Source organism: Thioalkalivibrio sp. ALE20 (assembly GCF_000381405.1).
In the GTDB taxonomy this organism is placed as follows: Bacteria; Pseudomonadota; Gammaproteobacteria; order Ectothiorhodospirales; family Ectothiorhodospiraceae; genus Thioalkalivibrio.
In genome coordinates this window covers 1-23378 of record NZ_KB906483.1, presented here as the reverse complement: position 1 = coordinate 23378, position 23378 = coordinate 1, and the positions used below count along the sequence as shown (strand labels likewise).

General features: G+C 61.2%; 27 protein-coding genes and 3 pseudogenes. 8 read left to right on the top strand and 22 right to left on the bottom strand.

Annotated features, from left to right (window positions below; genetic code table 11):
* The first annotated feature begins 139 nt into the window (after positions 1–139).
* The 3 genes from F790_RS0112755 (at position 140) to F790_RS0112745 (ending at position 1975) form a co-directional block, all read left to right on the top strand.
* A complete protein-coding gene (locus F790_RS0112755) occupies positions 140–496 on the top strand; it encodes a hypothetical protein (RefSeq protein ID WP_018871025.1) in 357 nt (118 codons plus the stop codon).
* Between the two features lie 120 nt (positions 497–616).
* A complete protein-coding gene (locus F790_RS0112750; protein ID WP_026289069.1) occupies positions 617–1015 on the top strand; it encodes a globin in 399 nt (132 codons plus the stop codon).
* A 30-nt stretch (positions 1016–1045) separates the two neighbouring features.
* Positions 1046–1975, top strand: a complete 930-nt coding sequence (locus F790_RS0112745; RefSeq protein ID WP_019591913.1) for a patatin-like phospholipase family protein — start codon at positions 1046–1048, stop codon at positions 1973–1975.
* Positions 1976–2005: 30 nt separating this feature from the next.
* On the opposite strand, the gene F790_RS0112740 is transcribed toward F790_RS0112745, so the two are convergent.
* Complete coding sequence (locus F790_RS0112740) at positions 2006–2476, bottom strand: aminoacyl-tRNA deacylase (RefSeq protein WP_026332966.1); 471 nt, start codon at positions 2474–2476, stop codon at positions 2006–2008.
* A gap of 193 nt (positions 2477–2669) precedes the next feature.
* Between F790_RS0112740 and F790_RS0112735 the strand changes: the two genes are divergently transcribed.
* The 3 genes from F790_RS0112735 (at position 2670) to F790_RS0112725 (ending at position 5988) form a co-directional block, all read left to right on the top strand.
* Complete coding sequence (locus F790_RS0112735) at positions 2670–3839, top strand: S9 family peptidase (RefSeq protein ID WP_019591911.1); 1170 nt, start codon at positions 2670–2672, stop codon at positions 3837–3839.
* Complete coding sequence (locus F790_RS0112730) at positions 3836–4387, top strand: hypothetical protein (protein ID WP_026332965.1); 552 nt, start codon at positions 3836–3838, stop codon at positions 4385–4387. Before F790_RS0112735 ends, F790_RS0112730 begins: the two co-directional genes overlap by 4 nt.
* A gap of 95 nt (positions 4388–4482) precedes the next feature.
* Positions 4483–5988, top strand: a complete 1506-nt coding sequence (locus tag F790_RS0112725; RefSeq protein WP_019591909.1) for a hypothetical protein — start codon at positions 4483–4485, stop codon at positions 5986–5988.
* A gap of 91 nt (positions 5989–6079) precedes the next feature.
* Here F790_RS0112725 and F790_RS0112720 read toward each other — a convergent pair whose 3' ends face one another.
* Positions 6080–6796 carry a nuclease-related domain-containing protein gene (locus tag F790_RS0112720; RefSeq protein ID WP_019591908.1) on the bottom strand — a complete coding sequence of 239 codons (717 nt, stop codon included), beginning with the start codon at positions 6794–6796 and terminating at the stop codon, positions 6080–6082.
* Between the two features lie 121 nt (positions 6797–6917).
* Complete coding sequence (locus F790_RS0112715; RefSeq protein ID WP_019591907.1) at positions 6918–8042, bottom strand: site-2 protease family protein; 1125 nt, start codon at positions 8040–8042, stop codon at positions 6918–6920.
* 623 nt (positions 8043–8665) lie between these two features.
* Here F790_RS0112715 and F790_RS0112710 point away from each other — a divergent pair.
* Complete coding sequence (locus F790_RS0112710; RefSeq protein ID WP_232199277.1) at positions 8666–9703, top strand: HDOD domain-containing protein; 1038 nt, start codon at positions 8666–8668, stop codon at positions 9701–9703.
* On the opposite strand, the gene F790_RS0112705 is transcribed toward F790_RS0112710, so the two are convergent.
* The 19 genes and pseudogenes from F790_RS0112705 to F790_RS14570 form a co-directional block, all read right to left on the bottom strand.
* Entirely contained in the window at positions 9700–10302 is a 603-nt protein-coding gene (locus tag F790_RS0112705) for a GNAT family N-acetyltransferase (protein WP_019589648.1), read from the bottom strand. The two genes, F790_RS0112710 and F790_RS0112705, sit on opposite strands and share 4 nt — an antisense overlap.
* Positions 10303–10352: 50 nt before the next feature.
* A pseudogene (locus tag F790_RS14395) lies at positions 10353–10550 on the bottom strand (topoisomerase DNA-binding C4 zinc finger domain-containing protein); the annotation flags it as partial.
* A gap of 285 nt (positions 10551–10835) precedes the next feature.
* Positions 10836–11894 carry a hypothetical protein gene (locus tag F790_RS0112695; RefSeq protein ID WP_019591904.1) on the bottom strand — a complete coding sequence of 353 codons (1059 nt, stop codon included), beginning with the start codon at positions 11892–11894 and terminating at the stop codon, positions 10836–10838.
* Between the two features lie 449 nt (positions 11895–12343).
* Positions 12344–13294, bottom strand: a complete 951-nt coding sequence (locus tag F790_RS14880) for a hypothetical protein (RefSeq protein WP_232199276.1) — start codon at positions 13292–13294, stop codon at positions 12344–12346.
* A gap of 89 nt (positions 13295–13383) precedes the next feature.
* The gene (locus F790_RS0112685; protein WP_026332963.1) at positions 13384–13647 is read right to left on the bottom strand and encodes a type II toxin-antitoxin system RelE/ParE family toxin; all 264 of its coding nucleotides are present in this window, start codon (positions 13645–13647) and stop codon (positions 13384–13386) included.
* A complete protein-coding gene (locus tag F790_RS0112680; protein ID WP_018871046.1) occupies positions 13634–13867 on the bottom strand; it encodes a glucose-6-phosphate isomerase in 234 nt (77 codons plus the stop codon). Before F790_RS0112680 ends, F790_RS0112685 begins: the two co-directional genes overlap by 14 nt.
* 68 nt (positions 13868–13935) lie before the next feature.
* Positions 13936–14182 (bottom strand): annotated as a pseudogene (locus tag F790_RS14390) (nuclease-related domain-containing protein); the annotation flags it as partial.
* A gap of 143 nt (positions 14183–14325) precedes the next feature.
* A pseudogene (gene rhuM / locus F790_RS14950) lies at positions 14326–14526 on the bottom strand (RhuM family protein); the annotation flags it as partial.
* A 119-nt stretch (positions 14527–14645) separates the two neighbouring features.
* Positions 14646–14948, bottom strand: a complete 303-nt coding sequence (locus F790_RS14380) for a type II toxin-antitoxin system RelE/ParE family toxin (RefSeq protein WP_081622841.1) — start codon at positions 14946–14948, stop codon at positions 14646–14648.
* Positions 14945–15226 carry a type II toxin-antitoxin system Phd/YefM family antitoxin gene (locus tag F790_RS14375; protein WP_081622842.1) on the bottom strand — a complete coding sequence of 94 codons (282 nt, stop codon included), beginning with the start codon at positions 15224–15226 and terminating at the stop codon, positions 14945–14947. The genes F790_RS14380 and F790_RS14375 overlap by 4 nt, the downstream gene beginning before the upstream one ends.
* A 109-nt stretch (positions 15227–15335) precedes the next feature.
* On the bottom strand, positions 15336–16232 hold the full coding sequence (locus F790_RS0112675) for a lipase family protein (protein ID WP_019589653.1): 897 nt from the start codon (positions 16230–16232) through the stop codon (positions 15336–15338).
* Positions 16233–16344: 112 nt separating this feature from the next.
* Complete coding sequence (locus F790_RS14715; RefSeq protein ID WP_198004668.1) at positions 16345–17202, bottom strand: hypothetical protein; 858 nt, start codon at positions 17200–17202, stop codon at positions 16345–16347.
* A 2-nt stretch (positions 17203–17204) separates the two neighbouring features.
* Positions 17205–17894: a hypothetical protein gene (locus F790_RS14580; RefSeq protein ID WP_156824340.1), complete on the bottom strand. Its 690-nt coding sequence runs from the start codon at positions 17892–17894 to the stop codon at positions 17205–17207.
* A gap of 105 nt (positions 17895–17999) precedes the next feature.
* Entirely contained in the window at positions 18000–18485 is a 486-nt protein-coding gene (locus tag F790_RS14575) for a hypothetical protein (protein WP_156824339.1), read from the bottom strand.
* Positions 18486–18563: 78 nt separating this feature from the next.
* On the bottom strand, positions 18564–19274 hold the full coding sequence (locus F790_RS14370) for an endonuclease NucS domain-containing protein (RefSeq protein ID WP_198004667.1): 711 nt from the start codon (positions 19272–19274) through the stop codon (positions 18564–18566).
* A 120-nt stretch (positions 19275–19394) separates the two neighbouring features.
* Entirely contained in the window at positions 19395–20108 is a 714-nt protein-coding gene (locus tag F790_RS14365) for a hypothetical protein (protein WP_083938885.1), read from the bottom strand.
* Positions 20109–20213: 105 nt separating this feature from the next.
* Positions 20214–20735 (bottom strand): HNH endonuclease, encoded by a 522-nt coding sequence (locus tag F790_RS14360; RefSeq protein ID WP_083938884.1) that lies wholly within the window; start codon positions 20733–20735, stop codon positions 20214–20216.
* A gap of 113 nt (positions 20736–20848) precedes the next feature.
* Positions 20849–21556: a DUF3800 domain-containing protein gene (locus tag F790_RS0112660; RefSeq protein ID WP_019591899.1), complete on the bottom strand. Its 708-nt coding sequence runs from the start codon at positions 21554–21556 to the stop codon at positions 20849–20851.
* Between the two features lie 118 nt (positions 21557–21674).
* Positions 21675–22253 (bottom strand): hypothetical protein, encoded by a 579-nt coding sequence (locus tag F790_RS14570; RefSeq protein WP_156824338.1) that lies wholly within the window; start codon positions 22251–22253, stop codon positions 21675–21677.
* 137 nt (positions 22254–22390) lie between these two features.
* Here F790_RS14570 and F790_RS0112655 point away from each other — a divergent pair.
* A partial coding sequence (locus F790_RS0112655; protein WP_026332961.1) for an IS481 family transposase occupies positions 22391–23378 on the top strand: 988 nt, incomplete at its 3' end.

Below are 23378 nucleotides of genomic sequence, written 5' to 3'. Positions count from 1 at the left end.
TTTCGGTTGCGAGCGTCCGGACCGTGAAGAGGCCGCACTTGCGGGCGGCACACGGCGAACTCAGACATTCGGCTGATGGAAAGGCCCCACCGCTTCGCTATCTTCCGAAGTACACGCATGCACATTCGGGAGATCCGCCATGAACACCACCACCGAACAGAAGATCATCGCCGCAACCTCGGCGGTGGCCCGGCTCACCGCCCTGCACCACTGGCTGGGCGATCCCGCCGATGCACCCGGGCATATTTTGCCGGCGCCGGTGGTCCATGCCTGGGCCAAACGCGGCGAGCCGGGGAGCCAGCACGAAGCCCTGGCCGGGGCGATCGGACGCGGCTGGATCCGGGTCACCCCCGATGGCTATTGCCTCACGAGGGACGGTCTCGCCGCGCTGCAGACCTTCGTGCCGCATTTTCGCCGCCTGGCCCGCCAGGACGCCGAAGACCGCCGCCCCGGGCACCGCACCCACCCGCTTCTGAGCGGCGACGCAACGGCGTGAGCGCAACCTTGAACATGAAGCAATGCGAATCGCGTCAAATTTTCCTCCGCAGGCGGTTTTTCGAAGACGCGCCTTACCGTAGGTTACTGCGCTTTTTCCAACACGGAGGCAGTGAACACGGTGAGCTATTCGGACGTTCAACAGAGTTACGGGCGTTGTCGCCGCGAAGGGGATTTCGCCGAGCGTTTCTACGAACGGTTCCTTCAGGCCGACCCCCGGGTGGCCGAAGTCTTTGCCAACACGGACTGGACCCGGCAGAAGCGGGCGCTGGGGCAAGCCATCTCCGCTGCTCTGAGTTATGCTGAGGGGGAGACATTCATGCGCTCGACCCTCGAGCGCATGGCCCAGGTGCACAGTCGCCGCGGGTCCGTCCCGATCGAGCCGGCGCTGTACGGTCTGTGGCTGAACTGCATGGTCCGGACCGCCAGCGAGACCGATCCCAAATGGACGGATGAACTCGCCTCGCGCTGGCACGGGGCGCTGAGCCCCGCCATCGATCTGTTCATCGAGCACTACTGAGCGGAGCTGCCCGAACCACCGGAGCCGCCAATGACGAGCCGCCTGTTTATCGCCGCCCTGACGATTGCCACGCTGCTCGCCGCACCGACCCTGCAGGGCGCGGAGAAGCAGCCCGAGCGGCCGAGCATCGGTCTCGCACTCGGCTCCGGTGGCGCCGGGGGGCTGGCCCACATCGCCATCCTGCAGGTCTTCGACGACCTCGGGATCGAACCCGACCACATCAGCGGCACCAGTATTGGTGCGGTGATTGGCGGGCTGTACGCGGCCGGCCTCAGCGCCGAGGAGATCCTGGACGTCTTCGACGACTTCGGTGGCTCGCGCATCGATGCCCTTTCCGGGCTGGTCGAGGCCGATGTGCAACTCACCGAGCTGATCCCGCTGCGCCTCGGGCGCAACGCCGTGCTCGACTCAAGCGAATTCCTCGAATTCCTCGCCAAACACACCGATGCCCGGACTTTTGACGATCTGCGCATCCCCCTGTCGGTGGTAGCTACCGACTACTGGAGCGGCGAACCGGTGGTCCTCCACGAGGGCGAACTGTTCACCGCGATCGAGGCGAGCATGGCCGTCCCCGGCCTGTTCGAACCGGTGCCGCAGGGCGACGACCGGCTGCTGATCGACGGCGGCACGTCCAACCCGCTCCCCTGGAATCTGCTGCAGGAAGAGCACGACTTCGTGATCGCCGTCGACGTCTCCGCCAGCCGCAAACAGACCCCCAACGATCCACCGGGCCTGACCGATCTGCTGTTCACCACCTTCAGCATCATGCAGCGCTCGCAGATCCGCCACATGCGCGAACACGACCCGCCCGATCTCTTCCTCGAGGCCGGCAGCGCGGGCATCCGCCTGCTCGACTTCAACCGGGTCGAGGAGATCGTGGAAAAGGCGCAGCCCAGTGCCGAAAGACTGCGCGAGGCACTCGAGACCCGGCTCGATCCACCCGCGCAGACAAGCCCGTAGGCGGCCTGCCCGACTGCAGCGCGGCCGGGCTCAGATATGCCGGGAGAAATCCCCGTGGCGGCAATGACCAAGCAGGTTGCGAAACGCCGGGCCGTCCAGCCGAATCAGCGAGACGTGGTCACCCCCCTCCACATAGATCCTGTCCTGCGCCGCGAGCGATTCATCCAGGAGGACCTCCAGCCCCCATGCGGTACCCAGCGCCGGCACTGCCCCGTGTTCGCAGTCCGGGAACACCGACCGCACCTCCTCTTCGGTCGCCAGCCCCACATGCTCCCCGAGCATGTAGTGCAGCTTGCCGAACTGCAGCCGGCGCGTGGCCGGCAGGACCGCCAGCATGTAATGGCCGGCATCCTCCACCAGCACACCCTTGGTCAGTTCATCGCCGGGTACGTGAGCGGCTTCGGCCGTCCGGCTGGCGGAATCCGCACGCGGATGGCCCACAACGTCATAATTCACGTCCCGCTCGTCGAGAAATTCCTGCAATGTAGTGCTGATCGTCATCGTTCTGCCCCTCTCGCCGCGGCCGGGTCACGCAAACGCGGATCCATGCCTTCAACCCGAGGATAGACAGGCAGAAGGCCACGAGCTCGCCACTTTCCACCACCGGGGCTCGCTGGGGCCCTTCGACGGGCGGCCGCCCGTTGATTGCCCCATACTCCCGCGGCGGCAAGTCCGGAACGACGGGGGAGGAGGCATGCTTCGCATCGCGGCTGTGCTGTTGCTGGGCCTGGTGATCTTCGCCGGCTGGATCGCCGCGCAGGGCTGGGAGGCCATGCGCGTACTCCAGGACATCGAGGCCGGCGCGGGGCCGAGCGCGCTGAAGGAGCGCACCCCCGAGCCCGCGCGCGAAACGCTGGCGCTCACGACGGACGAAGGTGACATCGCCGCCGACCTGTACCATCCCGGGCAGGAGGTGGGCGCGCGCATCGTCCTCGTGCCGGGCTTCACGCCGCAGGGCAAGGACGACCCGCGGCTGGTGCAGCTCGCCCATACGCTGGCGCGGGCGCGGTTTCTGGTGCTGGTGCCCGACCTGCAGGGCTCACGGGTGCTCAGCGTGCGCAGCGAGGATGCCGCGGCCATCGGTGACGCCGCCGCCCTGCTCGCCCGCCTGGCGCCGGAAAACGCTCCCGACGATCAGAACGTGGGAGTCGCCGCCATCTCCTACGCCGTGGGCCTGGCCGTGCTGGCTACACTGAAACCGGAGGGGAAGGAAGCCATCGACTTCCTGGTCGGGATCGGCGGCTACTACGACACCGAAAACGTCGTCACCTTCGCCACCACCGGGGCCTACCGGGAACCCGGCTCCAGCCGGTGGCAGACACGCACCCCCGACCCGCTGGCGAAGTGGCTCTTCCTGTGGGGCAACCTGCATGTGCTCGATGACCGCGCGGACCGCGCGCTACTCGACGAAATCGCCCGCCGGCGCGCCGCCGACCCCGAGGCCCCCATCGACGACCTGAGCGACCCGCTCGGCGCGGAGGGCCAAAGCCTGCTGGCGCTGATCCTGAACGATGACCGCGAGCGCGTACCGCAGCTGCTGGACAAACTGCCGGCCAGCGCGCGGGACGCCATCGAGGCTCACTCCCTCGCCGAACGTGACCTCTCGCATCTTTCCGGCCGCGCCCTCCTCATCCACGGCCGGGACGACACGATGATCCCGCATACCGAAAGCACGCGCCTCGCCCGTGCCATCGGCGACACCGACCTGCACCGCATCGACGGCTTCTCCCACATCGACCCGCACGGCGTCGGACTCATCGGCCAGTGGCGGCTCGTGCGGGCAATGACGGACCTGCTGGCATGGCGCGACGATGGCGCCGTACACTCCGAACCCCGAACCCCGCGAACCGAGGACTTGCCATGAAGGGCTTCACGAAACCATTGCTGATGCTCGCGCTGTTCCTGCCGCTGCTGGCCGCGCCCGCGCACGCGCTGGACGGCGACACGATCGACCGCTGGCTGGCGGCGACCGAGGAACTCAACGAGTGGAGCGCGCAGCAGCCCGACGTGCAGCAGCCGGAGATGGACGCGCAGGATGACGAGGTTTCGATGGCGGAGGTCCGTCAGGCCATCGAAGAGGTGGCGCGCATGGAGCAGGAGGTGGAGGAGATCGCCGCGCGTCACGGCTTCGACAGCAGCCACGAGCTGACCGAGATTGGCTCGCAGATCTTCAACGCCCGGCATGCGCTGGAGATGGAACGCCGGCTCCCGGAGATGGAGCGTGAGCTGGACGAGAGCCTGCAGCGCATCGAGGACGATCCGGACATGCCGGCGGAACAGAAGGCGACCATGCGCGACGCCCTGGAGCAGCAGCGCGAGATGCTGCACAACCTCGCGCCCGACGTGCCCGAGCAGGACATGGAGGCGGTGCGCAGCCGCGAGGACGAGCTGGAGGCCCTCTTCAGCAACTGATACCCCCTCGTTTGGAGGGGGCACATCTCCGCGGACGGTGCCATATTGAGCCTGTTGAGCATGCAACAGGACCGTCCCGAGCCAGGAGATGTTCGATGCCCGCGAAGACCCGTTTCCGGAGCCGTTCGCTGGTGCTGGCCCTCGGCCTGCCCGCACTGGCGATCACCGCGTTCACCGCTTCGGCGGATGAGTCGCCGATCCAGCTCGAACCCCTCGCCCTCGATGGCGGGGGCGATCACTACCGCTACGGCGTCCTGACCGACATCCAGGGCGACGAGATCCGCTGGACGGTGACCCAGGGCCCGGAGATCACCCGCATCCATCCCGACGAGGACTACCGTTCCGGCCTCGGCGGGCGCGAGGACCTGTTCACCGGACCGGCCCTGGATGGCGAGTTGTATCGCAAGGAGCAGGAGCTGGGGGTTCTGCTGCCGGTGTTCCAGAGCGAACAAGTGGAGCCGCCGCACACGTTCCAGGACATGTTCGACAACCAGCGGCGAGTGGAAGAATATCGCGTACACGTGGCCGAAACCGGCGAGACGCGCGAGATCGCCGGGGAGACGGCACAGGGCTACCGCCTGGCTGCGGTCACCGAGATGACCAACCTCGACAGCGACGATGAAGAGGCCCTGTTCTCCGTAAACCACGGAACGGTGTGGGTGTACGAGGACAAGCCCTTCTCGTCGGCGTTGCTGCAGCTGAGCCCCGGGATGTTCCGCATGGCCATCGGGCCCAACGTCCCGGACGGCCTCGAGGCCCATTACCTCCACACCCTCGGCGAGGCCCTGGAACCGCTCGGCATGCCCGTCGGCCTGCAGCTTCAGGGCTTCCACACCTCCGCCGACACCCTGGAAACCATGGAGGCCCAGGACTGGGCGCTTGAAGAAGACCAGTCACCCGGCCAGGCCTCGGGCATCGCCTACCGGATCGAGGTCACCGAGTTCAGCGACGACGCCGACGCGCCGGACTACACCACCCTCCAGGAGTACCCGCGCGCCAGCGCGGCCGCCTTCGAATACCTCCGCACCCCGCCCGTGCTGGCCGACATGCTGGATGCCTGCATCCCTCTGCCCGCGGACATGCCCCGCGACGAGCTGGCGGCGATGCTGGAAGAACAGGCGACCTTCGACGGGGCCCTGGAAGGAGCCCACTCGGGTGCACTGCTCGGACAGGCGGCCTGGGGCGGCCAGGAAGATCCGCAGCGAGGCGACGGCTTCGCCCTGGTGGTGGAGGCCTTCCTGCCGGAGCTCGAGACCGCCGCCTGCATGATCTTCACCCGGGTGGGCGCGGGCGTTCCCGATGACACCGGCACCCTCGAGATCGCCGCTCCGCGCAGCACCGAGGCCGAAGGCCGGCTGGCCGCGCACCTGCTGGTGGGGGATGTCAGCGAACCCGGCGACATCAGCTTCCTGACCGTCGGCCAGGGCCTGAGCGGAGAGGTCCGGCTGGATACCGCCGACCCGGACGGCACGTTCCACGGCCACCTGGACGTGGAAGGCATCGCCACCCCGCTGGACGACATGGGTGCCAGCGACGGATTCCGGCTCGACGGCGAGTTCTCGGCCATGCAGTACTGGGACCGCGTACCCGTCGCCCGCTGAGGCCCCGGACGTCCACATGCAAGAACCGGCCGGCGAATAACCGCCGGCGCGGGACCGGCCGGCCCTGTCCGGACCCCGGTTCCACCCGGGTTCAGCCCTTCAGCGCTGCGATGGCCCGGACCGTGTTCTCCTTCACCGGGCGCGGGCGCTCCGGGCGGAAGCGGCGGATGTAGTCCACCAGCTCCGGCCCCGTCAGCACCGGGACCGACAGGTCGTCCGAACGCCCCAGCGACACCTCCGGGTGCGTGAACAGCACGATCGGCTGGATCCAGCGCCTGGCCTTGCGGCCCTTGAGGTACTCGCTCAGCAGCCACACCTGCTTCTTCACCTGCCGCACCGGGTTGCGCATCTGCTTGGTGTAACGGCTGCCGCGCCGCCCGGTCTTGCTCACCGTCCACTGCGAGGCCTGCTCGTCGCAGTCGATGGCCCCGCTGTTGTGCTTCACCTCGATCACGAACAGCGCCTCCGGCCCCGCCACCACCAGATCCGCCTCCGCCACACCCGTGCGCGAACGCTCGTCCGGCAGGTCCACCTGATTGAAGATCGTAAATGAGTCCGGCAGCTCCGCCAGATACTCCAGCGCCGCATCCTCCCCTCGCGCCCCCGCCTCGATCACCGCGCTGCCGCCCACCAGGCCCACCAGCACGACCACCCCCGCCAGCGTCACCAGCCCCACCAGCGGATGCACGAAGAACGCCCCCAGCGCCACCGGCAACCCCAGAAACAGCGCCAGGGTGCGCCCGCGCCTCTGGATCGCCTGCGACTCTTCAGTCAGCCGGTTTGCAGTGACGTAGCGAGTGTCTGCCATGGATGCCCCAGCCTGCCAACGTCCGGGATCAACCGCGCACTTTAACCCGTCGGCCCTGTAACAGGGCGTGGCGTACCCCTTTGCAGTCGCCCCCTATGGCCACTCCGTGACGCGCGGGTTGCTAGCGCTTGACCTCCATGTGGATTTCGATGGTGCGCAGGAGCTTCTGGCGGTCGATCCATCCGATGGCCCGGCCGGATTCCTCCAGCACCGGGATCTGGTTGAGGTTGTGCTCACTCATGAGCCGCAGGATGTCCTCGGCCTGCGTATCCGGCCCGACATGGCTCAGCGAATCCGCGGGGGTCATGATATAGGCGATCCGGGTGGTCACCCACTGCTCCCGCGGCACCTTGCGGCTGTCACTCAGGGTCACCAGCCCCTGCACCCGCTCCGGCTCGCCGACCAGGAACGAACGGCACCCGCCCGGTAGAACGCCCTGGTCGATCCACTCCTGGATGGATGCATCCGGACTGACGAAAGGCGGCTCCGGATCGGCCAGATCCCGCGCCTGCACATCCACCAGCCGCTCGCGCATCTCGTACATCCGCCCCTGCCCTTCGGCCATGGTCAGCAGGAACCAGGCGATCAGCATGATCCAGACGCCGCCGATCAGGTTGCCGATCACCAGGAGGTTCCAGAAGCCGGAGCCGAACAGGAGATACGCCACCATCCGACCGCCCCAGACGGCGGCATCCACCGCCCTGCGCGGGTCGCCGGTGAACTTCCACACCAGCGCGCGGAACACCCGCCCCCCGTCCAGCGGAAAACCGGGGATGAGATTGAATATCGCCACCACCAGATTGATGAACGCCAGCCAGCCCATGACCACCGACACCGGTTCGTACCAGCCAGCGGTGACCAGCGCGAGCCCCCCGAAGATCAACGCCAGGGCCACACTGACCGCCGGCCCGGCGATGGCGATCCAGAACTCGTCTTCCGCGCGCTCGGCATCCCCGCCCATCTGGGCCAGCCCGCCGAAGATGAACAAGGTGATGGACTCCACCGGAACGCCCCGCCGGATGGCCACCACGCTGTGGCCCAGCTCATGAGCCAGGATGGACACGAAGAACAGCAGGGCCGTCACCGCCGCGGTGCCCACCACCATCGGCAGGGTCCACTCCGGAAACTGGTAGTGGAAGCCGGTGCTCATGGTCGTCAGCAGCAACAGCAGGATGAACACCCAGCTCACGTGGATCTGGATGCGGATGCCGCTGATGTGGCCGAGGACCAGGACCCTCTTGAACATACTTCCACTCCTTGCAGTGGGCGCGGCCCCGTGTCGAACTGCCGGAACCACCTGACGCCCATTATGTGGCCCCGCAGCACCTCCCGGACAGGGGAACTCGACGCAGGCCCGGGGCGGAGCAAGACAACCGACTGCATCCGCCGGCATTACCCCGTGCCAGTCCTCCGCACTCGCAGCCGGTGGAATCCCGACTTTGACGGGGACCCTGCCACATCGGGGACTATCGGGTTGATTATGCCGGCCATGCCGCTGGTGCAGACGCTGGGGGTGGGAGGACCCTCATGGCGGTTGCTAAGTGACACCTGCCCGGTTTCGCGGTCCGCCTGTCTTGTCCGGGGGTGAACGGCAAAGTGATCGATACACATCGTGCGCCCGGGGATTGCCTCAGTTCGGCAACCCGGATGCGCTGCTTCTCTTGCACGCGGTGGGCATCGGCCGATGATCCGACACCTTCGGCAGGTGTCCTCGCCGGCCACACGTTCCGCCCTCCGTTTACTTCACCTTTTCCGCAGGTTACCTTTCACCCCCGTCATAGCCGAACAGCGGTCACCCGACGGCAGCCGCGGGCCCACCCCTGGCCCGGTCGTCGCAAGCCATACACCGCATACAAGGACGCCCCACCCATGATGCTCTCCCGGCTTCGGCGATGGTTCGCTCGCGCGAGAGACAACAGCCAGCCGGCCCCCGGCCGCGCACCGAAGTCGGACGCCCGCGAAGGCACTGCCAGCAGCGACGCAGTGCGAGGAGGCGACGGCACGGAACCGCTCCTCTCGGAACGGGAACTCTCCTCACGGTACTGCGCCGGACTGTTCGCCACCCGACACCAGTCCGAAGGCTCGCCCGGCCCCGAGGAGCGCGCCTGGCTGCGCGAGCATCGAGAGCGGCTCATGGAGGATCCCACCGCATTCACCGCCAGGGTGCCGCGGCTTCCCCGGATCGTGCCCCGACTCATGGCCACCCTGCGCGATCCCGAGCAATACGGATCGAAAGAGATCGCGAAGATGGTCGAAAGCGATCCCGTTCTGGCCGGCAACATGCTCAAGGTCGTCAACAGTCCGTCCGTACGACCGAACCGCAAGGAGATTGTGAGCATCGAGCAGGCCGTGACGATTCTGGGCAACCGGGGCATGCGCGAAGTGGTAGCCGCCGCCATCATCAGTCCCATCGCTCAATTCGGGCAGGATCGTCGCCTGGACTCGGAAGGCCTGCGGCAGATCTGGCCGGAGACGCTGCAAACCGCCATGAATGTGAAGGTCGGCGCCCAGCACATCGGCGGCGGGGTCGAAGGGTTCGCGCTCCATCTCTCGGCCCTGACTCACAGCAGCGGACTCATGGTTCTGCTGCGCAACCTGGACACCCTCGAGGTTCCCACCGTGTCATCCGGGTTCATCGACGAGCTGGAAAGCCTCGCACGAAACGCCTCCGTCGCCATCGCGCGGCACTGGGATTTCGACGAAGACAGCGTCCGCATGCTGCAGGGCTGGGCCGATTCCGATCGCTCGACCCTCGAAACCGCGCTGCTGATCGATGCCATCGGTTTTACCCGGATCAACAACCTCTGCAGGCGCGGCGAGCTGGGATCCAGCTCCTGCCAGGTCTACCTCGACGCCCTGCCGCGCTTCGCGAACGAGTGGAAAACCTCCCCCTCGCAGCCCGGCTAGACAGGCCCGGCACTTCCCGGGACTGGCTTCGTCATCAGGACCCAGTGGCCGGAATGCCGACAACCGGGCCAGGGGAACAGCGGCCTGCGCGCCACGTCGGCATAACCGAGCCGTTCGTAAAGCCGCCGTGCACCCCGGTTTTCTTCCGCCACGATCAGGCTGAGCACCTCCGCACCGGTCGCGGCCGCCACGTCCTCCGCGCGCTGCATCAGTGCGCTTCCCACGCCGCGGCCGCGCCAGGCCGGATCGGCCGCCACGGCGTTCACGTACCAGGACCCCGGGGCCAGCGCCTCCAGCTCCAGCAACGGACGCACCACGACCGGGGCCTCGCTCAACGGCTCGACGTCGTGCGGATCGGGCAGACGGTACCCGAGCAGCATCCCGACGACCTCGTCCCCGATCTCGGCCACATGGGCATTCACGTAACTGAAGCCGCCGTCTGTCCCGCTTACGGTGCGCGCCCCGAACTCCAGGGGATCCCCCTCCGGACCGGCGGACTCCCGCCACAGATAAATCGGAATCCCCTCGCCTGCGAAGTCCATGAGCTCCGCCAGTCGCCGCGCATCCCCGATCTCTGCCGCACGTATCTTCAGATCCATCTCGCATCCCCACATGCCCCGGATCAACCGCGCGCTTTAACCCGTCGGCCCTATTGCAGAGCCCTGGTCCCCCGGCACGCGGGATATTGCGAACAGCCCCAGAACTGCTGGCCGGCGCTGACACCCTTGCGCGCCTTTCGTTTCACCATCGCACTGCCGCATTTCGGACAAACGGGTGCCGCGGGCGCCGAGTGGCGCTCCCGCAGACCCTCCACGTGCGCCCGGCGGGTTTGGCGCGAACGCTCGAGGCATCAGGCCCCGCCAGCGTCACCAGCCCCACCAGCGGATGCACGAAGAACGCACCGAGCGCCACCGGCAACCCCAGGAGCAGCACCAGGTTGCGCCCGCGCCTCTGGATCGCCTGCGACTCTTCCGTCAGACGGTTGGCGGTGATGTAGCGGGTATCAGCCATGGGTACGGAAGCAATTCCTATTGCCTGGGCGGGTCAGCTGCACTTGCAGACATGCTAAGGCCCAACGGTGTTCTGGCGCCAAGGCAGCACAGCATCAAGCACGTTGCTGATTCACCCCCCTTCAAGGCGTCCGAATGCTTTCGAACACGCGCAGTTCGACATCCGGCGCATCGGGGTCCAGCGGCGCCACCACGCGAAGTTCCAGCTCCGAGCTTGCGCCCGGAGCCAGCGCGGGCACGATGGGGCGTAGCCCGTCCGGCCCGGGAAAGATCTCCGCCACCGAGACCCGCCAGTCGGAACCGAAGACGGACCGTACCTCCGGGTGCCTGACTCGTCCTGCCCCCACCAGTACGGGCTCGGCCTCAGCGGAGAAACCGATGACCAGATGGAGGGGGCCGACCAGCGCCATGTCGGAGTGGTTGGTCATCCGGACGGTCTGACGAAGCGCAAAGCCACCGGACGGTCCCGGTTCGCGAGTGTCCCCGACTTCAAAGGTCACCTGATCGGTCACATCGACAGGCGTGGAATCCGCCTCGTCTTCATCCGAAACACGAACGCCGATCCACTGCGTGGCCGCGCCCGCACGGATCTCCACGGCACTGGCGCCGGGCGCGCGAGACCTCAGCGCCCAGCGATCCCCCTCGGGCGCTCGCACGACCTCCACGACCGAGGCGTCCGTGACACGCACGCGGCTCCCCTGGCCCGGTCGCGACAGGTTCGAACGAGTGCCCGGGAACGTCCGCCCGTGCAACTCCAGCGTTCGTATCTCGTCGGGGCCCAGATAAAGCCCGTTGGGGCGCACTTCGAGAGATCGGGGCTGACCGAGAACACCCAACGCCGCGAGCCCCGCCCGGGTGGCAAGGGGCTCCTCGAGTGCCCGACGAACCTCGCCAGTCCCGGCGTTCGAACTCGACCGCACCGCGTCCGCCACCGGGAAATGCGCGCCCCAGCCGAGAGTACCCGCGACCAGCGCCACGCCGAGCAGAGCAGGACCACCGGAGCCCCGGGGACGCAACATGAGCCCCACAAGCCCCGCCAGCAGCAGGGCCGGCCATGGCCATCCTCCGAAAAGCGTCCCCATTTTCAGGCCCAGGTCGCCCAGCCACCCCGCGGGGATCCCCAGCGCGGCCCGGACCCAGAAAAGCCCCGTGAGCAGAAAACCGGCCAGCCCGACGGCCACCAGCAGCCGCGCTCGCGGAGCGTTCGTCAGAGCGGGGGCCAATCGCCGGCCCTGCCAGGCATTCGCCAGAGCAAGCCCCCAGGCGCAGGCGACCAGAACAACGACACCCCATCCCCACCGACCCCAGATTTCGGCCGGAGGCAGCGCCACGAGGAGCAGGATTGCCCCGCTCGCTACCGCAAACGCACTCCATCCGGGCGCACCCGCGCGCCCCCGGGCTGGCCCCGTCGTCACCTCTGCGCGACCCACCAGACACCCCCCCACAAGAAAAGAATCAATGCCGAAATCACGGGTATCATCCTTCTCCACGGTCGGACACAGGCCAGCGCCCAGATGTCTTGCGGCCAGGGCCGTACAAGTGAGACCGCAGTAGCCGGTTCCTTACCATGAGGATACTGGCTTTTACCTTGGGGGTACTCGAATCACATGGGAGCCAACAGCGTCCGGAGCTAGTCGAAGGGAGATTGCCAGGCGAAGACCGCCGACTCTGCTTTCCCGGGTCGCCTCAGACACAGATGCAGTTCCTGGTCATTGCGCCATTGCATGGCGTAGACGGCGCCGCTGAGCAGTTGCACGGGCTCGGCGTCGACAGCCGTCAGCCAGGCATGCGACAGCCCACCCCAGCTTCCGCGCAACTCGCGAACCACGTAGGCAAGCTGCGTCTGCTCGGGTGACCAGGCGTGATCGGATACCATCAGCGAGCGCGTACTCCAGCGAACGGGTCGGTGTTCACCCAGCACGCGGCCACCCGATAGTTCCAGCCTGATCAGGCGCGGATCCACCTTCTTGACTTGCACCTTGCCCAGTTGGGTCCAGTCATCCCAATACGAATACGGCGCCTGAAATCGCCAGTGACCGATGTCTTCGGCACCACATGCAGCGGTATCGACACGTTCCATTCGATCGGGCCGGTCAAGGTCGATTGCGTGAACCACAGCCGGTCGTTGCTGGCCGCGCGGTGTCACTCTCGTCGATGCGGATGACTGCTGTACGGGCGTCGCCTCGTTGGCGTCGGGAGGCAACACACCGGTCAGCAGGCGTTGTCCATCACGACTCCAGCAAAGCCTGTCGATTCGCGGTGCGGCGGTTGCCGCGTCGCCGCTGCTGTCGCGCCCATCGGGTTCCGGCAGATGGCGGATGCCAGTGTCCAGATCGAGCAAGGCCAGCCGATGCTCGGGAGGGGCATTTTCACCGCGATTGGTCCACAGCCAGAACGCCAACCATTGCCCATCGGGCGAATAACTCAGCGGCAGATGGTCGCCGCAATCGATGCCCTCGGTGCCGGCTACCCTCTCACCGCCGGTACTGGCAGGTTCGGTGTTCGGGTGACATCCTGCCAGGCTAACAACCAGCAAACCGACCAGTGCCAGCCCCGCCAACGCCCGTTCGAAACACTGCATAGCCCCCCCCAGAGCCCCCGACCGCAAAGCCGCCCTGAACGGCATGCCAGACTCTCAATAACAGCTGGCTCAGTTATTTCCAGGGCGGCTCAGCTGCGTTTGTAGACCTGCTTTCGATGACCGACCTTCACAACCGTCACGACCAGGAGGTCATCCACCACTTCGTAAATAATTCGGTACACGCCTTGCCGGATGCGGTAGCGCTCCTGTCCCGAGAGCTTTTCACTGCCGACCGGACGGGGATCATCCTGCAGCGCCTCCATGCGCTGAAGAATGCGAGCCACATCTTTGTTCGGGATTGAACGAAGGTCTTTGGCAACGGACTTCTTGAATACAAGCCTATATTTTTCCATGAGCCTTCAAATCATCGAGCAAGGCCTCATAGCTCATGGTTGGCTCGGAGACGCGCTCCTCGAACGCCGCCAGATCTTCCTGATCCTCGGCCAATGCTGCACGAACCGCCTCGTTGACGATATCCGACAAGGAACGATTTGTATGCGCAGCCTTCAGCCGCAGCGCCGCATGCAACTGAGGATCGAAATAAACCGTCGACCGTTTCGGTGTCTCGCTCATGGAGCTCCTCCACACAACCACACCAAGAGGTTTTAGCGTCAAGACATCAAAACGTCAAGACATCAAGCGCTGCCACATTGCGGACAACCGGGTGCCACCAGCGCCGCGTGACGCTCCCGCAAACCCTCCACGTACGCCCGTCGGGTCTGGCGCAACGGGTTCTGAAGCCGGAACGACCGCCGGTAGATCTTCCGGGTCCACTGGGCCTGAAGCTCACCGCCGAAGATCCAGCCCCCGCATGTTCTTCGTCTCGATGACGAAGATGCCGAACCGCGACACCAGCACATGAGCGATCTGCGTGGTGCCGACCGCGGTCTACAAGGCCCATGGCCCCCAGCCGCATGGCAGAGGAGGCAGCATTCATGGCTTGCCCTCCTTCCTGATCCGCTCCTCCAGCGCCTCCAGCTCCTGCAAGTCCTCGGCATCGGCCTCCGGTGCCTCGTCTCTGCGCCGCCGGGATCCTTCAGGCGCTGGTCGTCCATGACGAAGCCCTTGACCAGGTACTCCTCCATATGGGCAGTGGCCCACTGGCGAAACTGGGTGCCCCGGGGGGAACGCACCCGGTAGCCGACGGCCAGGATCATCGGCAGGCTGTAGACACTCACCTTGCGCCGCACCTGGCGCGCCCCTTCCTGACGAACTATTAAGTTTTCCTTAATAGTTGCCTCGGCGGACAGCTCGCCGCTCTCCAGGCTGTTCCTGACGTGGGTGTTGATCGGGTCACGCGCCGGATTGGAGCCAAGAAGCGGCGGACAATCGGTCGCTGTGTAGCCGGTGGTTATGTTTCGTCATCATCAAGGTCGGACATACGCAATATCTGACTACTGCGACGCACAGTCAGAATATCAAATTGATCCTTGATGCTATAAATCACCCGGTACGCCCCAAATATCAGCTCCCTTATACGAGGTGATCCCACCTCGGGAACCATGCGTCCACTTTTGGGGAAATCAGATAACCGCTCTACTGCGGCAAATAAATCATCAACCCACCGTACCGCAGCATCCGGACTATCTTCTGAAGTATACCGCGCTATGTCCTCGACACGCTCCAGCGCAAGCGGGGACCAGACGATCTTCATTGGGTCAGCCCATTCAAAACCCGCCGCTTCGCATCTTCATGCTCCGTACCATCCCCGGAAGCTATTTGTTCTTCCGCCTTGTACACTTCTTCTAGCATTTCCAGACGTTCTTGCATCTTCTCGTACTCGTGAACATCCACCAGTACTGCAACGCCACGACCTCTTTGTGTCAGCACCATAGGACGACGGGTTTCATGGAGCTGCTTTATGAATGTGGCCACCCCTGCACGAAATTCAGACAGAGGACGGATATCTTCATCGACTCGAACCCTTGACATGGAAACGCTTTGTACATTTTAATGTACATTAAAGAGTACAACCTCGCCTGAAGGCAAACAAGGTATCCGACGGAAGGAACAGCCGGGCTCAAGAGTCCCCGCAGTAGAACTACCCGATCACCCGCCCCTCCCGCACCCCACGCGCATACGCCTCCATGAAATGGTCGCTGACGAGGCGCCAGCGGGCGCGGGTCTTGCCGGGGAACAGGCGCAGCGGCTTCGGCAGCAGTTGCGCCGCGGCGATGGCGAGCACGGCCATGACGATGCCCTTCGCGTACCATGGCAGGGTCACCATGCCGAGCGCCTCCAGTCCGGTGAGGCCGCCCCATACCAGCAGCAGCGTGAGGCCGACCAGGACCGCCTGACGCCAGCCGACATCCTTGAAGACGCGCCACCAGGACGGGGCCTTGCGGATATCGCCGTTGCGCTCGATGTAGACGTTGCAGCCGGTGTGTCGGAACCCGATCACCACCGGCGGCACCCGGGGCACCAGGTCGGCGCCGTTGACGATCCGGAAATGGGGGTAAGGCGATGCGCGCTCCAGGTGCCTGGCCTGCTCGGCGCCGAACACTCTGGGAGAGCCGAAGGTGTAGACGGCCGCGAGCTGGCCGCCGTCGCCGAACAGGTCGCGGTGGAGGTAGAAGGCAGCGAGCTGGGCCAGTGCGCCGCCGAGGCTGTGTCCGGTGACCACGAGTCGGTCCTGTTCGCCGACTTCCCTGGCGATGATGTCCTGATAGTCGGCCTCGGTGCCCCGCCACGCCAGCACCCAGCGTCGGCCGCCCTCCCCCGGCGTTGAACCGCAGCGCTCCAGATAGGCGTTGGTGCCGCCGTCGCGGAAGATGACGACCCGGTCGTAGCCAGCGGCGGTGAGCGTTGTAACGATCTCGCGGTGGCCCTTGTAGACCAGGGTGGAGTGGTCGGCCAGGCAGGAGGCCAGTTCGGCGTCGTACCGCCTGAGACCGGTGGCCTCGGGAAATGACAGACGGGTGGTGTCCATGTAGTTCATACCTCCTGTAAATCCGCGGGATATGACGCACAGCAGGGTCTATGCGAGATAACGCTTTGCTCACCGGTAAATTAGGAGCGCAGCGAGTAATTTATCCGCGTGCAGCAATTTGTTATGCCCCGTTGCTTGAAAGCACTCCATAAACCTGAAGCGCAGCCAAGAGCACCAAGACAAATGTAAGCCAGTTTAGTGCGCGCTTTTGCTTTACGTTGTCACGATGCTTTCGCTCCTGCTCCTCATACTGCGCCAATGTTTCCAACGCCTTTGGCGATACACTGTAACAACTCCCGTCAGACTTTAGGTCGCCACTTTGGGCCAAGGAATCGAGTGCAAGCTTATAGTATTCCAGTACGCCGCTCTTTGAGGGATGATGCACCCAACGGTTTGTATAGATTTCACTCATCACACCGATATGGCTTATCTTGAACTGTGGGTTTTTAATCGTATGCTCCACAAGATCTCGTAATAGAGTTATTCGCTCCTTCCGAACAAGCCTTTTACGGTTAAACAGAGCCTGCTGTATATCATCAAAAGCAACCACGAAAACTGGAAAATGAAGGAGGTCCCGCACAATGAATCGTAATGCAGATGAATAGTTGAAATTCCATAACCCGTAATAATGCTGTATCTCGGGTACGAAATGCCTAAGATTGTATGTGGGAATAGAAGTCTGAAGCTCAAAAGTACCTTCATGAAGACCTCTACCCTGTACAACACGGCCATCAAACTCGTCTACCAGCACGTGCAAATCTCCATGTTCCGCCCGCAGATAGACTACGTAGCCATCAACGGCAGCCCCAGCCTCGCCACTTCTAGGTATGGGATTCGGGGCAGGTTTACGTAGTGCTCGTTTCAGTGCGTACTCAAGGAATCTCATGGATAAATATTCATCCGGCATAACGCCGCCAACACGCGCGACTTTGTAGTGAAGGCGAAGCCGCAACGAAGAAGGCGTCGCCGTGCTTGGCATTGTTATCCATTCTTGAACATGAGCGTAGCCCGAGAGCCTTCGTATATTCTCAGATACATTATCATATCGACTGAATCATTCCCTTCTGCCAGTTGATAGCAAAATACTTCAGGGTTATCTCCGAACCGCTCACACTGTTCCATCAGCAACTCCGTACATTGCTGCATCCTTTCATTGGGTGCATTCAAATCCCGTGCATCAGGTTCCGTGAGATGTATGAGAAAGTGGGGATAAGCTTGGACGGTACCGGACCAAGGCTTTCCAAAATGGTGGTAGTACAATGCATAACCAATAGACTGGAGAGACGAATGAAGTCTTTTCTCATCTATTTTAACAGCAATCGTCCGATGCACCTCTCCAGTGACATTATCGACAGCTGTAACTGGCATATTCATTTTTGTGATGCCTTCGATTAAAGACGAGTTTCGCTCAATTCCCCTTAGCGCTTTCTTAAAGAAATGGTTTTCAGCTGTTTGATTGTTAGGAATATTGAGAAGAAGTGTATACAGAAGATACTCGTCGTCTTTTGATTTCTGGCTGTTGTGAAGATCACATGAGGGAACAGTGATAAGTTGTTTCCGAAGGTTTACTCCTTTAGGCAAATCTTTTGTCTGCGGAAACAAGCACCGCGGCGGAACATGCTCCACCGAAGTTTTTGGCTGACCACACATATAGCAAGTTCGTTTTATCACGCTAATCTGTCCATTCTGGCTAACGCTGAGGCAACCGGCGCCGGAGCGCCAGCCGAGGGAACCAAAAGCACCAAGCTTTTGGCCCCGGTTGACCGCCTGGTTATCTCATTCTGACAAATCTGGCTTCAGGTGTTCTGAGTCGAGAGTCTCTAGAGGTAGGCTCCAAGACGCCGTAAGCATGTCACGACATGCTTGACCCACGTTCATTGATAGAGCATTGAAGAGAGGTTGAATACATTTACTCTCTTCGAGGTTACCCGCATTGCATTGAACCGCTTGAGAGCCAATGTCTCCAACGGCGTCGATAGTTTCATTATCAAGGTAAAGTTGTCCAGTACCGTAGAATATGGAGAAAAGATTATCCAGAAGCTGATCAGGAATCTCCTTGACGCCAGCAGCCATCGCTATCTTCGCGGCGGCCTCCGTTGCCTCTGAGCAAGTCTCCATTTGGCTCTGCCAAAATGGATTTTTGTAGGATTTCTCAATATTCCCAGAATATTTAACAAACCCAACGGCGAGCGTAACAACGACACCAATTGCTCCAAGAGACGAGATTAAAACCGAGCAAAGCCGGTACTTCTCTTCAGTCACAACTACCGCCTCCTTTTAGATAACGTTAGCCATCAGCCGCGCGAGGAACGAGCGTCGGCTGGATGACTTTGTTGGGTGTCATGCCTTCAAACCAGAAATTGGCCTAATCGACACCTCTAGTTCGTACTCGGCTAGGGCTACGTCCGGCAACCCGGCGCAGGCCAACCGCAGATCTTCGCTGATGTTTTTTGCGACGATCACGCCTCTGACTTTCTGGCCTTCGTCGGCTTGGTTCATTTTAATCCAGTTAATGTATCTGAGAATCTGACCAACCACTCGATCATATCCCTTCGAAACTTTTAGCTCGATGACGACGTAATCTCCAGATGCATCAACCGCGAGTAGATCGATGAATCGACCTCCCACAGGAAACTCAACGCCGGTTATACCCTCATCGGTGTACAACGTAAGGCCCGGCTCGAGAAGGTGAAGATTCCTCGCCAAGAAATCTCGAAGGTCATGTTCGTAAGCGAACTCACCCGTTCCTTCAGATGGCGATTCAACTGGTTCCTCATGAACCGGGGTAGACTCGGAAATCGGCGTGGGATCACGTCCTGGTTCGTAGAGGCGAAACGTACTGCTATCGATCTTGAAGAAGTGATCATCGGAACCGTCAGCACGCACACTGTATTGCAACCTCGTGGGGACATTGGTGGAAAGCCGCACCAGATGGGCAGCAACTGTTCCTTGCTTGATCTTCGGATAATTTTCGGCAAACCACTGAACTACTTGTTCCCGCGTGAAGGTGTCGCCAGGAGATATCCCCAACGCAGGAATCAATTCCTGCATCAGGATTCACACTGGCTTGTCATACATTGCTGGCACTATGTGCCCTCCTGTGATACCCAACGCCGTGCTCTGCGGCAAATTTGGAGCGCAGCGGAAAATTTGTCCGACAGCAGCGCTTGGTTATGTGCCATAAGTTCGATTATTTCTCGCAGCCTCAATCTTGTCTTCCATTATCTTTATAGTGTTTTGTATTACTCTCTTCGTACCTTCTTTAGATGTGTACTTTAGAGTTTCTGGATACTGACCGCTATCAATCAACCGCTTGAAATACCCATCCCTTTCAGACTCAGGAATGTTTGCTTTATCACACAGCTCATCAAACGGGCTAGATGCGCCAGTGAGAGCGACAATTTCGCTCCCTTTAAGTGGGGCATTTAATATTACTTCCCCTTGAGACGCCTTGAAGTGGAAAATAGCATCTGCATTGTCTCCGCCATTCTCTTGGTACTTTTTAGCCGCACTTAAAAAGGACTCGGATTCCCAAAGTGCACATATATTCAGAATCACTTCGTCAGGCTTTGGTGCATGCTCGAAAATTGCCGCAGATACGGCATCTGGCTTATGAAGGCCCTTGAAGTTCTCCGCATATTTCTCAAAAACTGTCCAGCTAGTCAGACCTTCGCCTTTTTCATCAACCATGATGATTTCAAAAAGCTCACCATAGTGAAGAAACCTTTTCCGATAGCAAGGCTCATTTACTTGTTTAAATTCATCAGGCAGACATTCGACGCTTCTCATAAGCTTTTCGGCAAGCTTTAAGCGAGTTTCCTGGTCTTCATTCCACCCTCTTTGCCATGCTCCCAAGATGCTCAGAAACTCGTCATCAAAATCCATAATCATTCACCCCGAGTGTCCGGATACGTACAGCACATAACGCCATGCTCACCTGATCCGGGGGCCGCTAGGCCCATCGGGTCAGGTGGAGCTTTTGGTTAGTGTTTACTCAATATTCTGGCCCCTGGAATATCTTTTAATAAATTCAAGACCGGAATCCGTAACCCAATAAAAAAAACTCATTGGGAAGGATTTCTTGTAACCATCATTTCCGGTTATATTCCAATGATGGTCTGATGCGAGTTTTTCTTCAAAGAGTCCATCTTTTATTGCATTTGCAATTAACAAGTCACCTCCAGGACCAACAACAAAACCCCTTTCCCCAGTTTTTGCTAATTCTGCAAAAATTCGCCTTTCAAATTCACCATAACGATTATTGATAATTCCAAGATTATGTTTGTACATCTTCATGCTTAATCTATCTATTTCTTTTTTTTGGTCATATCTTGTATGACAATTTGGACAGAGTGCGATTAAATTTTCGAATGAATGATCCTGCGTTTCAGCCCAAGGCACGATATGAGCAATTTCGGTAGTGGTAGCTCGACATGTAGGTATTGCACATCGATGCCCAGCCTCCACAAGTACTGCCCGCTTTACGTTAGCTGGAATTGCATTTCGATCCATTATTACCTCGCAATTATACTGCCTAAGTCCCGAAACACTAACGCCTTGAATAAGCCGCCGTTTGGAGCGCCAGCGTAAAACGGTCGGCTTGATTCACTTGTTGGGCCTCCATATCACTTTGGCCACTCTTTATACTTCGATGGATAAATAGTGATTGCGTCCCTCGCCCAAATATCAAAAATGGCCTGATGTCGAAAATTATCGGAGCCACGATTTCGGTTACGGAACTGAAGAAGCCATGTGTAGATATCTGCGATTTGCAAGAACCGGCTTAGGTGCGAGTGGGTGAAATGAACCGAATCCACCAAGTTTTGAATGTCCCGCCCAAACGCGAAGTCCGTACCACCAGCCCGATAGCCCGACAAACTACCGGCATAACGCTCTGCTACTCGATCGCTCTCGCGGTCGCCTATCAACATGCCCAAACACCGCTGAGCCTTGCAGAGGTCATTGGCTCTCTCACAAAAGAACATGAACGCGACTTCGTCGGGCACTTGGTTTTGCCAGAGCTTATCCACGTTAACCTGAACATCGATTAGCTCGAGCTCGGGCATCGAAAGGATCTGCATGAGTTTTTCGATCAACGCTATTCGCTGTTCAAAATCAGACCAATCTTTGAAATTTTTCTTGCGGTGGTAAATCTCGGCCGCATGAAGCTCATTGCCGCTTTCGAGGCGGGAGTTTCCAAAAGCCTCCTCTACTACTTCATTAATGCGAGCCTCAACTTCAGCTAAGTGCTCCTCATCGATACCAACACCACCGATGTGGTAGTGCGGATAGCCATCATCATTCTTTGCTTCATCAAAAAAGATCAGTTTCATCTGGACAATCGCCTTGCGGCCCAACGCAAAGCTGAGCGGCGGATTTGTGGCGGAGCGAAAAACCCGTCCGGCGGAGGCCCGATCAGGGCCGAAGCGAACTCAAGCGACTTGTTAAGCGTCATTTGATGCCTAGTTCCTTTCTCATCTGCCGGACAATATCTTCGAACAACTCGTGGGATCGCTCGCCTTGTTGCCTCATTTCACCAGAAAACATTGCACTTGGGTCATTCGGGTCTACCTGCTCCAATCGACTAAGAACGGCACAAGACTCATTGAGAAGCGATCGCTGAATATCCACAAATTCATTGACCATGGAAAGAAGCTCGTCTGAGCAGACCAAGCGCAGACCGTTAAGCTCTTGGGTTGCCCGGGAGAATGACTCTCGCACGCGCGCCGTCAACTCGTTTATTTCGTCATTGAGCCGAAGCAGCGGCTCATTGGATCGTCCTTCGGCTTCCAGGATACCCTTTAAGCAATCCGCATAAGTCTCGCGCATGAACCTTTCGAAATCGCTCTGACTCGCTGATGCAATGTCTTCGAGAGCTTTTAGGTAGTGCTTGTACTCTGAATAGCGAATCTCAAAGTTCCTGCGATTCTTCTCATCCCAACGCTTCAGGAAGAAGAATATCAACGGCCCAACAATTGCCGAGACCACTGCTGCAACTACAGCTGGCTGCCATATAACCTCTAGGTCCAAACTGCGCTCCTATGATGCTTAACAGTAGATTAGATGTCAGGTCTCGTCTGATTGCATACCGCGAGAGAAGGCACCCCTGTTTCATGCCCGGGAGTGGATGAGTATTGTGCCCGATGAGCGAACGGGAGGCTGACCGCATGGCGAGTACGATCCATTCCAACGCCCGCACCACACCCCGGATCCGGCAGGAACTGCAGGAGGCGCCGGCCGGCGTCAGCGACCCGGAACTGGCCCGGCGCTACGGCATCAGTCGCATGACGGTGCGCAAGTGGCGCCGCCGGCGCACCGAGGTGGAAGACCGTACCCATCGTCCGAAGACGATGCACACGACGCTCACGGCGGAACAGGAGGCGATCGTGGTCCAGGTCCGGGAGGTCGCCCTGCTGTCGCTGGACGACCTGCTGATCGTGGCACGCGAGTTCCTCAACCCGGACCTCAGCCGGGCGGCGCTGGACCGCTGCCTGCGCCGCCACGGTGTCAGTGACCTGCAGGCGCTCAAGCACGAGCAGGCCGGCGAGCCCGTCGAGCCGGGCCACAAGCCGTTCAAGGACTACGTGCCGGGCTTTGTGCACGTGGACGTGAAGTACCTGCCCCAGATGGCCGACGAGCCCTCGCGCGGTTACCTGTTCGTGGCCATCGATCGGGCCTCGCGCTGGGTCTACCTGGAGGTGCGGCGCTCGAAGACGGCCGAAGCCGCGCGCGGCTTTCTGAAGAAGCTGATCGAGCGGGCGCCGTTCCATGTCACGCACGTGGTCACGGACAACGGCAAGGAGTTCACGGACCGCTTTGCGGCCACCGGGGAGCGCGAGCCCACCGGACGCCACCCGTTCGACCGGCTGTGCGCCGACCACGGGATCGAGCATCGTCTGATCCGGCCGAAACGGCCGCAGACCAACGGAATGGTGGAGCGCTTCAACGGCCGCATCGCCGACTTGCTGCGGACCCGGCGCTTCGGCTCGGGAGAGCATCTGAAGGACACCCTCCAGGACTACCAGCGCCTGTACAACCATCAGATCGGGCAGAAGGCGCTGGGGCACCGAACGCCGGTTGAGACACTCAAGGCCTGGCAACAGGAACGCCCCGATTTATTTCGTAAACGTGTATACAATCAGCCGGGACCCGACA

Bases quoted from the DNA above. Each gene is read 5' to 3' on its own strand.
- F790_RS0112745 (WP_019591913.1), top strand. From the start codon at position 1,046: ATGACGAGCCGCCTGTTTATCGCCGCCCTGACGATTGCCACGCTGCTC.
- F790_RS0112725 (WP_019591909.1), top strand. From the start codon at position 4,483: ATGCCCGCGAAGACCCGTTTCCGGAGCCGTTCGCTGGTGCTGGCCCTC.
- F790_RS0112735 (WP_019591911.1), top strand. From the start codon at position 2,670: ATGCTTCGCATCGCGGCTGTGCTGTTGCTGGGCCTGGTGATCTTCGCC.
- F790_RS14380 (WP_081622841.1), bottom strand. From the start codon at position 14,948: ATGAAGATCGTCTGGTCCCCGCTTGCGCTGGAGCGTGTCGAGGACATA.
- F790_RS0112675 (WP_019589653.1), bottom strand. From the start codon at position 16,232: ATGAACTACATGGACACCACCCGTCTGTCATTTCCCGAGGCCACCGGT.
- F790_RS0112685 (WP_026332963.1), bottom strand. From the start codon at position 13,647: ATGGAAAAATATAGGCTTGTATTCAAGAAGTCCGTTGCCAAAGACCTT.
- F790_RS14360 (WP_083938884.1), bottom strand. From the start codon at position 20,735: ATGGATCGAAATGCAATTCCAGCTAACGTAAAGCGGGCAGTACTTGTG.
- F790_RS0112730 (WP_026332965.1), top strand. From the start codon at position 3,836: ATGAAGGGCTTCACGAAACCATTGCTGATGCTCGCGCTGTTCCTGCCG.
- F790_RS14365 (WP_083938885.1), bottom strand. From the start codon at position 20,108: ATGGATTTTGATGACGAGTTTCTGAGCATCTTGGGAGCATGGCAAAGA.
- F790_RS0112705 (WP_019589648.1), bottom strand. From the start codon at position 10,302: ATGGATCTGAAGATACGTGCGGCAGAGATCGGGGATGCGCGGCGACTG.
- F790_RS14370 (WP_198004667.1), bottom strand. From the start codon at position 19,274: ATGCAGGAATTGATTCCTGCGTTGGGGATATCTCCTGGCGACACCTTC.
- F790_RS0112660 (WP_019591899.1), bottom strand. From the start codon at position 21,556: ATGAAACTGATCTTTTTTGATGAAGCAAAGAATGATGATGGCTATCCG.
- F790_RS0112710 (WP_232199277.1), top strand. From the start codon at position 8,666: ATGATGCTCTCCCGGCTTCGGCGATGGTTCGCTCGCGCGAGAGACAAC.
- F790_RS0112720 (WP_019591908.1), bottom strand. From the start codon at position 6,796: ATGGCAGACACTCGCTACGTCACTGCAAACCGGCTGACTGAAGAGTCG.
- F790_RS14375 (WP_081622842.1), bottom strand. From the start codon at position 15,226: ATGTCAAGGGTTCGAGTCGATGAAGATATCCGTCCTCTGTCTGAATTT.
- F790_RS0112715 (WP_019591907.1), bottom strand. From the start codon at position 8,042: ATGTTCAAGAGGGTCCTGGTCCTCGGCCACATCAGCGGCATCCGCATC.
- F790_RS0112755 (WP_018871025.1), top strand. From the start codon at position 140: ATGAACACCACCACCGAACAGAAGATCATCGCCGCAACCTCGGCGGTG.
- F790_RS14715 (WP_198004668.1), bottom strand. From the start codon at position 17,202: ATGCCAAGCACGGCGACGCCTTCTTCGTTGCGGCTTCGCCTTCACTAC.
- F790_RS14880 (WP_232199276.1), bottom strand. From the start codon at position 13,294: ATGCAGTGTTTCGAACGGGCGTTGGCGGGGCTGGCACTGGTCGGTTTG.
- F790_RS0112740 (WP_026332966.1), bottom strand. From the start codon at position 2,476: ATGACGATCAGCACTACATTGCAGGAATTTCTCGACGAGCGGGACGTG.
- F790_RS0112680 (WP_018871046.1), bottom strand. From the start codon at position 13,867: ATGAGCGAGACACCGAAACGGTCGACGGTTTATTTCGATCCTCAGTTG.